Raw genomic sequence first — 12,655 nt, forward strand, 5'->3', positions numbered from 1 at the left:
TCTGGGGGGTTGGTTTTTGTTTAAACGCCCCCGGGGGGGGGGGGGCGGGGGGGGGGGGGGGGGCATTGCGCGCGGGGGCGGGCCACCCCGCCCCCGGCCGGGTCGGCGCCCGCGCCACGGTCGCCGACAACCGGGCCGGCGCGTCCACGCTGTTCCTGACCTCCGCCGGCGACGCCGCCACCGTCCGGGTCACCGCCTCGGCCGGCAGCGGCGGCGGCACCCCGGTGAGCAAGGACGTCCAGCTGCCGGCCGGCGGCACGGTCGCCCTCCCGGCGCCCGAGCCCGGTGGGCTGAACGGCAGCTTCGCGCTCACCGTCGAGACCGTCTCCGGCGGCCCGGTGATGGCCGCCCGGATGCTCTCGCTGCCCGCCAAGGACGTGCCGATGTTCACCATCCAGGCGCTGCGCGACGACCACAGCACCGTCAGGGTCCCGCAGGCTGGCCAGGATCCGGGCGTCGTCCTGCGCTGACCGGTCGGACGGGGCGGTACCCGGCAGGCCCGGGTACCGCCCCGTCCGCGTGCTCAGTCCTCGTCGTAGCGCGGGTCGATGGCGTCCGGGGACAGTCCCAGCAGCTCCGCCACCTGCTCGATCAGGATCTCGTGCACCAGCGCCGCGCGGTCCTCCCGGGTCTTCGCCCGGATCTCCACCGGCCGCCGGTACACCACGATCTGGCTCTTGCGCCCCTGCTTGCCCGGCAACACCCGCCCCAGCGGCACGCCGTCCTCGCCGTCGGCCGCGTCGGGCTCGTGCAGCGGCACCTCCTGGACGGCGAACTCCACTTCGATCAGCTGCGGCCAGCGCCGTTCAAGACGCTCCACCGATTCGCGCACGTAGTCGTCGAACAGTTCGGAGCGGGTGAGCGAGATCGGCACCTGGGGCGGCGCCAGCGGGCCGCGCAGCCCCCTGCCGTGCCGGTCGCGATGCCGGGGACGGCGCGAGGGTCCCGTCGATGACTGCGGTGCAGAGCTGTCCATATCACTGCCGAGGGTAGTCCTTGGACGGTCGGAAGTGGACTACTCCGACGGGGAAACGCCCGGGGCGGCGGAGGCGTGGACCGGCGTGCGGACCGCGACACGGCACACCCGCCGGACAGGCGGTCTTCGCTCCCCGGCGAGGAGTGCGGTACCGTCCACCCTCGTGAGCTCTGTACGTCGTTGTTCGCGGACCGCGTGCGGCCGGCCGGCCGTCGCGACGCTGACGTACGTCTACGCGGACTCCACCGCCGTCCTGGGCCCGCTCGCCACCTACGCCGAGCCGCACTGCTACGACCTGTGCGCCGAGCACGCCGAGCGCCTCACCGCCCCGCGCGGCTGGGAGGTCGTCCGGCTGGCCGCCGAGGCCGGGCCGCTGCGCCGCAGCAGCGACGACCTGGAGGCCCTCGCCAACGCCGTCCGCGAGGCCGCCCGGCCGCAGACCCCCCGTCAGGGCCGCGGGTCCGAGGGCGAGTCCACCGAGGGCGGCCGCCGCGGCCACCTGCGCGTCCTGCGCTCGCCGGACAACTGACGCCGCACAGCCGACGCCGTACCCCGCCCAGGGCCTGCACCGGGCGTTCGTCCGACTTGGGTACGCTGCCCGTCTACCGTCACCGCGGACCGTCGACCGAACGGGCGGTGACCCCGACGTATCGTGACCGTGGGCGGCCAGCCGCCGATCACACGCACACCGACCAGTACAGAGACCAGGGTGGAGCCGCAGTGCGCGACCTCAAGCAGCTCGTGAAGGCCTACGACGTCCGAGGCGTCGTCCCGGACCAGTGGGACGAGCACCTGTCCCGGGCCTTCGGCGCCGCGTTCGTGCAGGTCACCGGCGCGTCCGCGATCGTCGTCGGCCACGACATGCGCCCCTCCTCCCCGTCGCTCACCCGGGCGTTCGCCGAGGGCGCCGCCGCCTACGGCGCCGACGTGGTCCAGATCGGCCTCTGCTCGACCGACCAGCTCTACTACGCCAGCGGCAAGCTCGACCTGCCCGGCGCGATGTTCACCGCCAGCCACAACCCGGCCCAGTACAACGGAATCAAGCTGTGCCGGGCCGGCGCCGCCCCGGTCGGCCAGGACACCGGCCTCTCCGAGATCCGCGAGCTGGTCGAGTCCTGGACGGGCGAGGACGACACCGTCACCGTCCCGGCCAAGGACGTCAAGCCCGGCGCGCTGTCCGAGCAGGACACCCTGCGCGGCTACGCCGACCACCTGCTGGGCCTGGTCGACCTCACCGCGATCCGCCCGCTCAAGGTCGTCGTGGACGCGGGCAACGGCATGGGCGGCCACACCGTGCCGACCGTCTTCGACGGCCTGCCGATCGAGCTCGTCCCGATGTACTTCGAGCTGGACGGGACCTTCCCCAACCACGAGGCCAACCCGCTCGACCCGAAGAACATCGTCGACCTCCAGGCCAAGGTCCGCGAGGTCGGCGCCGACCTCGGCCTGGCCTTCGACGGCGACGCCGACCGCTGCTTCGTCGTCGACGAGCGCGGCGAGCCGGTCTCCCCGTCCGCCATCACCGCCCTGGTCGCCGCCCGCGAGATCGCCCGCGCCCAGGCCGCCGGCGAGGCCGAGCCGACCGTCATCCACAACCTGATCACCTCCTGGACCGTCCCCGAGGTGGTCCGCGAGCTCGGCGCCAACCCGGTGCGCACCCGGGTCGGCCACTCCTTCATCAAGCAGGAGATGGCCGTCACCGACGCCGTCTTCGGCGGCGAGCACTCCGCGCACTACTACTTCCGCGACTTCTGGCGCGCCGACACCGGCATGCTGGCCGCGCTGCACGTGCTGGCCGCGCTCGGTGGGCAGCCCGGCACGCTGTCCGCGCTCACCGCCGAGTACGACCGCTACGCCGCCTCCGGCGAGATCAACAGCACCGTCGCCGACCAGGCCGCCAGCACCGCCGCCGTCCGCGCCGCCTACGCCGGCCTGGAGGGCACCACCGTCGACGAGCTGGACGGCCTCACCGTGGCCGGCCCTGACTGGTGGTTCAACCTGCGCGCCTCCAACACCGAGCCGCTGCTGCGCCTGAACGCCGAGGCCAAGGACCCGGCGAAGATGGCCGAGCTGCGCGACGGCGTGCTCGCCATCGTCCGCGCCTGACCGAGGCCTCCTGTGCCCCGGCCGGTAGGGTTGCCTATCGGCCGGGGCACCGCCGTGCCACCCCCCGACTTTTGGAGAGCCCCATGAAGCTCGAATCCTTCCTGCTGGAGATCCTGGTCTGCCCGCAGTGCCGGGCCGCGCTCACCGAGGGCGGCACCGAGGAGCAGCCCGAGCTGCTCTGCACCGGCGCGGACTGCGGCCTCGCCTACCCGGTCCGGGACGGCATTCCGGTCCTGCTGGTGGACGAGGCCCGCCGCCCGGCCTGATCCTTGGGGCGAAGCCCCCACCCCGCCAGCCCAGCGCGCACAGGACAGCAGCCGGAGGCCCGCCGCATGCTCGACGACACCCTGCTCGACGACCCGGCCGCCCTGCAGCGCGCCGACCGCGACCGCGCCCTGCTGGCCCTGGCCGGCGCCGGCGCGCGGGTCCGCACCGCGCTGCGGCTGGCCGACGCGGCCGGCCTGGACCGGCTGCGCCCGGACGGCCGCCCGCGCGCCGTCCTGGTCGCGGGCCACGGCAGCGCCCTGACGGCGGGCGAGATCCTGACCGCGCTGGCCGGCCACGCCGGCCTGATCACCACGCTGCCGCCGACCGAGGCGGCCGCCCCGCGCGCCGACCGGGCCGGCGCGCCGCCCGCCTTCACCGCCGGGCTCGGCTGGCAACTGCCCGGCTGGGCCGGCCCGCTGGACCTCCTGGTGGTCAGCTCCGCCGACGGCGGCGAACCGGGCCTGGTCGGCCTCGCCGAGCAGGCCTACGCGCGCGGCTGCGCGATCGTGGTCACCGCCCCGGCGGGCAGCCCGCTGGCCGAGGCCGCGCTGCAGGTGCGCGCGCTGCCGCTGCCGTACGTGGCCTCCGCGCTGCCCGAGGACGAGGCGCCCGCCGGCCCGGCCGCCGAGCCGGACCTCCCCGCCGAGGACCCGGCCGCGCTGTGGTCCCACCTCGCCCCGCTGCTCGCGCTCGCCCAGAAGATCGGCATCACCCAGCTGCCGTACGACGCGCTGCCGGCCGTCGCCGACCTGCTGGACGCGACCGCCGTCCGCTGCCGCCCCGACGCCGCCGCGTACACCAACCCGGCCAAGGGCCTGGCCGCCCGGCTGGCCGGGACGGTCCCGCTGCTGTGGGCCGAGGGCCCGATCGCCGGGGCCGTCGCCACCCGCTTCGCCGCCCAGCTCGCCGAACGGGCCGGCCGCCCGGCGCTGGCCGGGCCGCTGCCGCAGGTGCTCACCGCCCACCGCGGCATGTTCACCGGCCAGTTGGGCGCGGGCGCGGACCCGGACGACTTCTTCCGCGACCGGGTCGACGAGCCGGATCCGCTGCACCTCCAGGTCCTGCTGCTGCGGCACGTCCCGGGGGCGCCCGGTGCCCAGTCCGGTGTCCGTCCCGGCGGCGCGCCCGAGGAGCAGGGCGGGCCGGCCGAGGTGCCGGAGGACGACGCGGGCCCGCGCAGCTTCGGCGTCACCCGCGCGCACCGGCTGGCCGGCGCCCACGACGTCCGGCTGACCGAGTACGCGACCAGCCGGCCGGACCCGCTGCACGCGCTCGCCGACCTGGTCGCGCTGACCGACTTCGCCGCCGTCTACCTCGGGCTCGCCGCCGCGCAGTCCTGAGCCGCGCAGTCCTGAGCCGCGCCGCACGGCCGGTACGGTAAGCGCTCGACGGAGCAGCGCGACCAGCCATTGCGGCGGAGGGACCCGAAGCATGAGTACAGAAGGCGGCACCAAGGCACTGGTCGCGGCACTGTCCGCGAACCTGGCGATCGCGGTGGCCAAGTTCACCGCCTTCGGCTTCACCGGCTCCTCGTCGATGCTGGCCGAGGGCGTGCACTCGGTCGCCGACTCGGGCAACCAGGTGCTGCTGCTGATCGGCGGCAAGCGGGCGCGCCGGGAGGCGGACGAGGAGCACCCGTTCGGGTACGGCCGCGAGCGCTATGTCTACGGCTTCCTGGTGGCGATCGTCCTCTTCAGCGTCGGCGGCCTGTTCGCGATCTACGAGGGCTGGCACAAGGTCAACCACCCGGAGAAGCTGGACTCCTGGGGCTGGGCGGTCGGTGTGCTGCTCTTCGCCGTCGCGATGGAGGGCTGGTCCTTCCTCACCGCGATGCGCGAGTCGGCGAAGGCCAAGGGCGGCCAGGGCTGGGTGCAGTTCATCCGCACCGCCAAGGCCCCGGAGCTGCCGGTGGTGCTGCTGGAGGACGCCGGCGCGCTGATCGGCCTGGTGCTCGCGCTGCTCGGCGTCTCGCTCACCGTGGTCACCGGCGACGGCGTCTGGGACGGCGTCGGCACCCTGGGCATCGGCGTCCTGCTGGTGGTGATCGCGGTGGTGCTCGCCCTGGAGACCAAGTCGCTGCTGCTCGGCGAGTCCGCCGACCGGGATTCGGTGCGCCGGATCCGCGAGGCGCTGGTGGACGGCGAGGCCGTCACCGGCGTGATCCACATGCGCACCCTGCACCTGGGGCCGGAGGAACTGCTGGTCGCCGCCAAGATCGCGGTCAACGCGGAGGACAGCGCCGCCCGCGTCGCGCAGGCGATCGACGCGGCGGAGGAGCGGGTCCGGGCCGTCGTCCCGATCGCGCGGGCGATCTACCTGGAGCCCGACGTCTACAGCGCCGAGAAGGCCGCCGCGGGCGAGGACCCGGCGGCCACCCCCGGCGGGCCCGGGCCCGGCGCCTCGCACTGACCGGCGCCGGGCCGCCCCTGGCCGGGGCCGGCCGGGGGCAGACCAGGGGGGCGGCTGGGATCCGCTTGAGGACCCGTCCGGTCCGAGGCCGAAATCGCTCATCGGCGGACGGCCGGTGGGGCCGCCGGTGTAGATTCGTCACCAGAGCCAGAACGTCGCTGCTGATGGCGGTTGATCGGCGGTCTGCCCCTGTGGGGTGTGCCCCGGTCGAGGGAGAGAGGTCCTCCGACGGTTTGTGCTGCGCAGCAGGGAACCGGTCCAGCACCACGGATCCGGCCGCCCCGGCGTAGCCGTGCACCCGTACGGCCCCGCCCCGCTGCGACCGCACACACAGGACCTTGGCCACGCCCACCCCATCAGCGAGGAGCAGACGCATGTCGACCGACACCACCGGTGACTTCAAGGTCGCCGACCTTTCCCTGGCGCCGTTCGGCCGCAAGGAGATCCAGCTGGCCGAGCACGAGATGCCCGGCCTGATGTCGATCCGCGCCGAGTACGCCGAGTCGAAGCCGCTGACCGGCGCCCGCATCACCGGCTCGCTGCACATGACCGTGCAGACCGCCGTCCTCATCGAGACCCTGACCGCCCTGGGCGCCGAGGTCCGCTGGTGCTCCTGCAACATCTTCTCCACCCAGGACCACGCGGCCGCCGCCATCGCGGTCGGCCCGGAGGGCACCCCGGAGAACCCGCAGGGCGTGCCGGTCTTCGCCTGGAAGGGCGAGACCCTGGACGAGTACTGGTGGTGCACCGAGCAGGCCCTGACCTGGCCTGAGGGCAAGACCCCGAACATGATCCTGGACGACGGCGGCGACGCCACCCTGCTGATCCACAAGGGCGTCGAGTTCGAGAAGGCCGGTGCCGCGCCGGACCCGTCCACCGCGGACAACGACGAGTTCCGGATCATCCTGGAGCTGCTCAACCGCACCCTCAAGGACTCCCCGAACAAGTGGACCGAGGTCGCCGCCACCATCAAGGGCGTGACCGAGGAGACCACCACCGGTGTCCACCGCCTGTACGAGATGCACCGTGACGGCCAGCTGCTGTTCCCGGCGATCAACGTCAACGACTCGGTCACCAAGTCGAAGTTCGACAACAAGTACGGCTGCCGCCACTCGCTCATCGACGGCATCAACCGCGCCACCGACGTCCTGATCGGCGGCAAGGTCGCCGTCGTCTGCGGCTACGGCGACGTCGGCAAGGGCTGCGCCGAGTCGCTGCGCGGCCAGGGCGCCCGCGTCATCGTCACCGAGATCGACCCGATCTGCGCGCTCCAGGCGGCGATGGACGGCTACCAGGTCGCCACCCTGGAGGACGTCGTCGAGACGGCCGACATCTTCATCACCACCACGGGCAACAAGGACATCATCATGGCCTCCCACATGGCCCGGATGAAGCACCAGGCCATCGTCGGCAACATCGGCCACTTCGACAACGAGATCGACATGGCCGGCCTGGCGCAGCTGCCCGGCGTCGTGAAGACCGAGGTCAAGCCGCAGGTCCACGAGTGGCGCAAGGCCGACGGCCGCACCATCATCGTCCTCTCCGAGGGCCGCCTGCTGAACCTGGGCAACGCGACCGGCCACCCGTCGTTCGTGATGTCCAACTCCTTCGCGAACCAGACGATCGCCCAGATCGAGCTGTTCACGAAGACCGAGCAGTACCCGATCGGCGTCTACGTGCTGCCCAAGCACCTGGACGAGAAGGTCGCCCGGCTGCACCTCGACGCGCTCGGCGTGAAGCTGACCACCCTGAGCCAGGACCAGGCCGACTACATCGGCGTCCCGGTCGAGGGCCCGTACAAGGCGGATCAGTACCGCTACTGATGCGGTGAACCGCGGCTGACGCGGTGCGGCGTACGCCGGTGGCCGGCACCCCTGCGCAGGGGTGCCGGCCACCGGCGCGTTCGGCGGTCTGTGTTCAGGGCACGATGACGTCGGTGGTCCAGGCGGCGGCGTCCGGGCCGAGGGCCCTGGTGTGGGCGAGCATCCAGGGGAGGCCGCCGAGCTGTTCCAGGGAGGGCGGATCGCCGGCTCCGGTGCCGATGGAGATCTCCACCCCGTTCTGGACGGACTCCAGGGGCGGGTGCGGGTCGGTGTAGGGCGAGCCGTCCGTGCTGGTGTAGACCGGGCGCGGCCCGATCGGCCGCAGGCTGACCGAGACGTTCTTCCCCTCGACCTGGAACATCAGCCACAGGTTCCAGGCGCCGACGCCGTCCGTATCCGGCCGCGAGAGCATGACGTCGGTGGCCTTGAACGTCTCGGGCAGGCCGGTGAACTGCACCGGTAGCGGGACGTTCCAGTGGCCGAACCGGACGCCGGTGGCGACCTTGTGGAGGACTTCGTCGGTGACGTCCCCGGGCGCTCCGCCGTCCACGCTGACCTCGGCCCAGCGGCCCGCGGGGGTCAGCCAGCGCAGCGTCGGCTGGTAGCTCTCGGGCTGGTCGGCGACCACCCGGTAGGCCGGTCGTCCGTTGACCGGTTCGGCGTCGACCTTGCTGAGTTTCACGTTGACCCCCGTCATCGGGGGCTCGGAGCCCGCCGGGTACTGGGAGAGCCTGATGCGGGCAGCGTTCTTGCCCGCGCCTCGGGCCTGGGCGTAGATGCCGTGGTAGCCGGTCTCGTAGCCGATGTGCTGCTCGCCGCCCACCCAGTCGGGCAGCCAGCCGAAGTGGACCTCGGTGGTCAGCGGGTCGATGCCGCTCACGGTCGGGGTCGGGGTCGGGGTCGGAGTCGGCGTCGAGGACGGCGAGGTGCTCGGGGTGGGCCCCGCCGGCGGTGTCGGGGCGACGGTGCCGCTTCCCGGGGCCAGCAGCGCGGTGGTCGCCACCACCGCCACCGTCACGGCGGCGACGGCGCCGATCGCGGCGCGCTTGCGACGGCGCAGCCGGGCGGTGCCCTCGGCGATCGAGCGGTCGGCGTCGAACCGCGCAGGTGGCGCCGACCCGTCGGCGAGGGCCGTCAGCCGGGTGGTGAGGTCGTGGTGATCCTTGCTGGTCATGGCGTCCTCCCTGCGACGGTGGGGCGGGCGGCGAGCCTGCCGCGGAGGGTGTCCAGGGCCCGGGAGCTCTGGCTCTTGACGTTGCCCGACGAGCAGCCCATGGCGTCGGCGGCCTGGTCGATCGTCAGGTCGCAGTAGTACCGGAGCACCACGGCCGCCCGTTGGCGGGCCGGCAGCGTCGCCAGGGCGTGGCGCAGGTCCAGCGAGGCGTCGAGGTCGACGGGCACGGACTCGGTGTCGAGGTCGGTGCCCGGCCGGCTGGTCCGCCGCCACCAGGAGGTGCGCTGCTCGGCCAGGAAGGTGTTGACCAGCACCCTGCGGGCGTAGCCGTCCAGGTTCTCCATGCGGCCTGCCCGCGACCAGTTCACGTACAGCTTGGTGATGGTCTCCTGGACCAGGTCGTCCGCGCGGTGCCAGTCCCCGCACAGCAGATAGGCGACCTTGCGCAGCCAGCCGCTCCTGGAAGTCACGTACTCCGTGAACTCCTCGTCGCGTGCCTGCTTCGCCATCTGCGCCCCCCTTCTCCCTCGTACCGTCGGCGCTCGTGCGCGCCGTCCACCCCCCTAATGCGGGCACCCGCCCCGAACGTTGCATGCGAATGCGCACGTAGGCTTTCGGGCATGCCCAACGGCCGGTACTCGCTCCATACAGCCATGACTCCTCTGGGTCACGACCGCGTGCTGCTCGGGGAGGAGCGCTTCAGCTGCGCCCCCGGGGCGGCCGGCTGGCGGTACGTCTCCAAGACCTACGCGCCGGACGGGCGGGTGATCGGCAGCGTCGACCTCACCCTGGACTCGCGGGCCCGCCCGCTGCGGATGGAACTGCGGGCCGGCGGCTGGCAGGTGCGCGGCGGCGCGGTGGACGGCGTCGCCTGGGTCCGGACGGACGCGGCGGACCCGGGCGGCGAGCACAGCGTGGAGGGGCACGACCGGGCGCACGGGTTCACCGGCGGCTCGCCGGCCTTCCTGGTCGCCACCGCCCGGCTGCTGCGGCTGCGGGAGGGGGCGAGCGCGCGGGTGCGGCTGGTCGCGTTCACCGAACCGGTGCTGGCGCCGCGCACCTTCGACCAGGGGTGGCTGCTGGAGGGTGTCGACACGCACCAGACCGACTCCGGGCCGCTGCTGGTCGAGCGGTACCAGGTCGCGGACCTGGAGACCGGCGAGCAGCAGGTCGTGCACCTCGCGGGGGACGTGGTGCTGGCGGCCGACGGGATCGAACTGGAGGAGCTGGCGTCGCCGCCGAACGCCTGGCCGGCGCAGTTCGGGGAGTAGGCCCGGGTTGCGCGGGCCGGGCTGGGTGGGCCGGGCGGCGGGCCCGCGCGGCAGTGTGGTGAGCCTAGGCGGGCGGCGCGAAGCCGGTGTCGGGGGCCGGTGTCGAGGACGGGGTTGGTGCCGGTGCCGGGGACGGCTGGTCGGCGGTGGGCGGGGCGGGCTTCTCGAAGGAGGGGGCGGCCGGCTGGGGCGCGGGAGCCGGCCACGCGGCGGGTGCGGGGGCCGCGGTCCGCTGCCACTGCGCCTGGGCCCGCGTCCACTCCCGGCGCTGGCGCTCGGTGAGCACCGCGCCCAGGTACGCCGCCGGGTGTAGCCCCTGCGCCACCGGGTGACCGGTTCGGGCGGCCAGGTCGCCGGCCAGCCGGGTGGACATCTGGAGCGCCACCGTCGGATCCAACTGGCCTATACGGCCCAGCAGTTGGCGGATCGCCAGCCAGAGCGGCTCCGGCACCGCGGACAGGTCCATCGCGACCAGCTCCCGGCCCATCACCTGGAGCAGGTGCGGGTGCACGGGCGGCAGCGGGGGCGGCGTCCCGCCGCCCGGGGTGCGCTCGCGGACGACCACCGTCCCGGCGAAGATGTCGCCCAGCCGCTTGCCGTCCGCGTTCACGGCCGAGGTGATCACCGCCGGCACGCCGGTCATGGCGACCAGCTCCATGAAGCCGACCAGCCCGCGCACCAGCGAGTGCCGGAACCGCACCGGGCCGCCGTCGGTGCGCACCACCCGCAGGCCGAGCGCGGCCTTGCCGAGCGAGCGCCCGTGGCTGAAGGTCTCGACCATCACCGGCACGGCCACCAGGAAGAACACCAGCAGCCCGATCAGGGTGGCCGCCAGCGCCGCACCGTCCAGTCCGATCAGGGCGACGCTCAGGGTGAGCGAGACCAGGAACAGGGCGGCGAACTCCACGAGCAGGTCCAGCGTGATCGCCAGCGCCCGGCTGGGAAGCTTCGCCGTCTGCAGGTCGAGGACGACCGCCTCGCCCGTCACCAGGTCGCTCAAGACACCTGTCCGTTCACGTTCGTGGAGCCGTACAGCTCACTCATGGAGGCCGCCGAGGGCGGCACGGACGAGGGGAGGGACGTCACCCGGACCGGCCCCCACGACCTGCTCTCCGCAGTCTGATCCGCAGCCGCAAACATACGGCGCCCGGTGGCCGCACGGGAAGTGAGATCCCGGCGGCCGGGGTGCCCACCGCTCCTGGCATGCTGGGCCGCGCGTGTCCGTACCTACCCGCCCGTCCGCCCGCCCGCGACCGGGCCCCTCGCGCCCACCGCCGACCATGGAGCCGCCGAATGGACCTGGACGTCTTCGTCGCCACCCACCAGGGGGAGTGGGCACGGCTGGACGCCCTCGCCCGACGGCGCCGGCTCAGCGGGGAGGAGGCCGACGAACTGGTCACCCTCTACCAGCGCGCCACCGGCCACCTGGCCAAGGTCCAGGCCGCCGCACCGGACCCGGCCCTGCTCAGCCGGCTGACCGGCCTGGTCTCGCGGGCCCGCAGCGCGGTGACCGGATCGCGCAGCAGCGGCTGGCACGACGTCGCCCGGTACTACACGGTGAGCTTCCCGGCCGCGCTGTACCGCGCGCGCCGCTGGTGGGTGCCGGTCGCGGTCGTCTCGCTGCTGGCCACCGCGGTGCTCGCCTGGTGGATGGCCACCCACCCCGAGGTCCGCAACAGCCTGGTCGCCCCGGATCACCTGCGGGAGATGACCCGCCCGGGCGGGCAGTACGAGTCGTACTACTCGGACCGCCCGGCGAGTTCGTTCGCCGCACAGGTCTGGACGAACAACGCCTGGATCGCCGTGCAGTGCCTGCTGTTCGGGATCGCGCTGGGTCTCCCGGTGCTCTGGGTGATGTGGACCAACGTGGTCAACCTCGGTGTCGGCGTCGGGCTGATGGCCTCCGCCGGGCGACTCGACGTCTTCCTCGGCCTGCTCATCCCGCACGGCCTGTTGGAGCTGACCGCGGTGTTCGTGGCCGGCGGCCTCGGTCTGCGCCTCGGCTGGACGGTCATCGACCCCGGCCCGCGCACCCGTGGAACGGCCCTGGCCGAACAGGGCCGCTCCATCATCGGCATGTCCATCGGCCTCGCGACGGTGCTGGCCGTTTCCGGTGTACTCGAAGCGTTCGTCACCCCTTCCGGACTGCCCACCTGGGCGCGCATCTCGATCGGCGTGCTGGCCGAGGCGGCATTCCTCCTCTACGCGCTGGTGTGGGGCCGAAAGGCCGCCGAGGCCGGCGAAGTCGGTGATCTGGACGCGGCCGATCGGGCGGATCTGCAACCCGTCGCGGCCTGAGGCGAGGTGATCCACACGCCTCTGACCTGGTACTCTTCTCGCATCCCGACCAAACCATTGACGTGGTGAGGGTGGGCTAGTAGGTTTGAACGGTTGGGACAGACTGGACAACGGTCAGTCCCGGGCGTTAGTGTCTACGACACCGCCAAATCGAGGTGAGCGCGTTTTATGAATGCGCATCCTTCGACGAAGCAAAATCCCGCGGACTGAGCACACCGAAAGCTTTGATAAGCTTCGGAGCGAAGTTCGAAGGAAATCCCGCCAGCGGGAATTCGGAGAAACGAAGCCGGTAAGAACGGCCGCGAGGATCTGATAAGCTGGAAACACGAAA

General features: G+C 73.1%; 13 protein-coding genes. 9 read left to right on the forward strand and 4 right to left on the reverse strand.

What is annotated here, in order from left to right:
• Window positions 1–65 precede the first annotated feature (65 nt).
• Window positions 66–470, forward strand: coding sequence for a DUF5719 family protein (locus ACFV61_RS10890; protein ID WP_380491178.1), 405 nt, complete (start codon window positions 66–68; stop codon window positions 468–470).
• 53 nt (window positions 471–523) lie between these two features.
• Here the strand turns inward: ACFV61_RS10890 and ACFV61_RS10895 are convergent, their stop codons facing one another.
• A complete protein-coding gene (locus tag ACFV61_RS10895) occupies window positions 524–976 on the reverse strand; it encodes a metallopeptidase family protein (RefSeq protein WP_079135840.1) in 453 nt (150 codons plus the stop codon).
• Window positions 977–1,061: 85 nt separating this feature from the next.
• On the opposite strand from ACFV61_RS10895, the gene ACFV61_RS10900 reads away from it, so the two are divergent.
• The 6 genes from ACFV61_RS10900 (at window position 1,062) to ahcY (ending at window position 7,581) form a co-directional block, all read left to right on the forward strand.
• Window positions 1,062–1,505: a DUF3499 domain-containing protein gene (locus ACFV61_RS10900; protein WP_079136306.1), complete on the forward strand. Its 444-nt coding sequence runs from the start codon at window positions 1,062–1,064 to the stop codon at window positions 1,503–1,505.
• 191 nt (window positions 1,506–1,696) lie between these two features.
• Complete coding sequence (locus tag ACFV61_RS10905; protein WP_063349137.1) at window positions 1,697–3,082, forward strand: phosphomannomutase/phosphoglucomutase; 1,386 nt, start codon at window positions 1,697–1,699, stop codon at window positions 3,080–3,082.
• Window positions 3,083–3,165: 83 nt separating this feature from the next.
• On the forward strand, window positions 3,166–3,348 hold the full coding sequence (locus ACFV61_RS10910; protein ID WP_063349138.1) for a Trm112 family protein: 183 nt from the start codon (window positions 3,166–3,168) through the stop codon (window positions 3,346–3,348).
• A gap of 66 nt (window positions 3,349–3,414) precedes the next feature.
• Window positions 3,415–4,689: an SIS domain-containing protein gene (locus ACFV61_RS10915; RefSeq protein ID WP_380343738.1), complete on the forward strand. Its 1,275-nt coding sequence runs from the start codon at window positions 3,415–3,417 to the stop codon at window positions 4,687–4,689.
• A 91-nt stretch (window positions 4,690–4,780) separates the two neighbouring features.
• Window positions 4,781–5,758: a cation diffusion facilitator family transporter gene (locus ACFV61_RS10920; RefSeq protein WP_063349140.1), complete on the forward strand. Its 978-nt coding sequence runs from the start codon at window positions 4,781–4,783 to the stop codon at window positions 5,756–5,758.
• 374 nt (window positions 5,759–6,132) lie between these two features.
• Entirely contained in the window at window positions 6,133–7,581 is a 1,449-nt protein-coding gene (gene ahcY / locus ACFV61_RS10925; protein WP_063349141.1) for an adenosylhomocysteinase, read from the forward strand.
• A 94-nt stretch (window positions 7,582–7,675) separates the two neighbouring features.
• On the opposite strand, the gene ACFV61_RS10930 is transcribed toward ahcY, so the two are convergent.
• Window positions 7,676–8,755 carry a hypothetical protein gene (locus tag ACFV61_RS10930; RefSeq protein ID WP_380491181.1) on the reverse strand — a complete coding sequence of 360 codons (1,080 nt, stop codon included), beginning with the start codon at window positions 8,753–8,755 and terminating at the stop codon, window positions 7,676–7,678.
• Window positions 8,752–9,264 (reverse strand): SigE family RNA polymerase sigma factor, encoded by a 513-nt coding sequence (locus ACFV61_RS10935; protein WP_380343744.1) that lies wholly within the window; start codon window positions 9,262–9,264, stop codon window positions 8,752–8,754. Before ACFV61_RS10935 ends, ACFV61_RS10930 begins: the two co-directional genes overlap by 4 nt.
• Before the next feature lie 111 nt (window positions 9,265–9,375).
• On the opposite strand from ACFV61_RS10935, the gene ACFV61_RS10940 reads away from it, so the two are divergent.
• Complete coding sequence (locus ACFV61_RS10940; protein ID WP_350886472.1) at window positions 9,376–10,026, forward strand: hypothetical protein; 651 nt, start codon at window positions 9,376–9,378, stop codon at window positions 10,024–10,026.
• Window positions 10,027–10,090: 64 nt separating this feature from the next.
• Here ACFV61_RS10940 and ACFV61_RS10945 read toward each other — a convergent pair whose 3' ends face one another.
• Window positions 10,091–11,026: an RDD family protein gene (locus ACFV61_RS10945; protein ID WP_380491183.1), complete on the reverse strand. Its 936-nt coding sequence runs from the start codon at window positions 11,024–11,026 to the stop codon at window positions 10,091–10,093.
• A 293-nt stretch (window positions 11,027–11,319) separates the two neighbouring features.
• On the opposite strand from ACFV61_RS10945, the gene ACFV61_RS10950 reads away from it, so the two are divergent.
• Window positions 11,320–12,324: a stage II sporulation protein M gene (locus ACFV61_RS10950; RefSeq protein WP_063349146.1), complete on the forward strand. Its 1,005-nt coding sequence runs from the start codon at window positions 11,320–11,322 to the stop codon at window positions 12,322–12,324.
• The last annotated feature ends 331 nt before the right edge of the window (window positions 12,325–12,655 follow it).

The sequence above is a fragment of the Kitasatospora sp. NPDC059817 genome (assembly GCF_042731835.1).
Lineage (GTDB): Bacteria > Actinomycetota > Actinomycetes > Streptomycetales > Streptomycetaceae > Kitasatospora.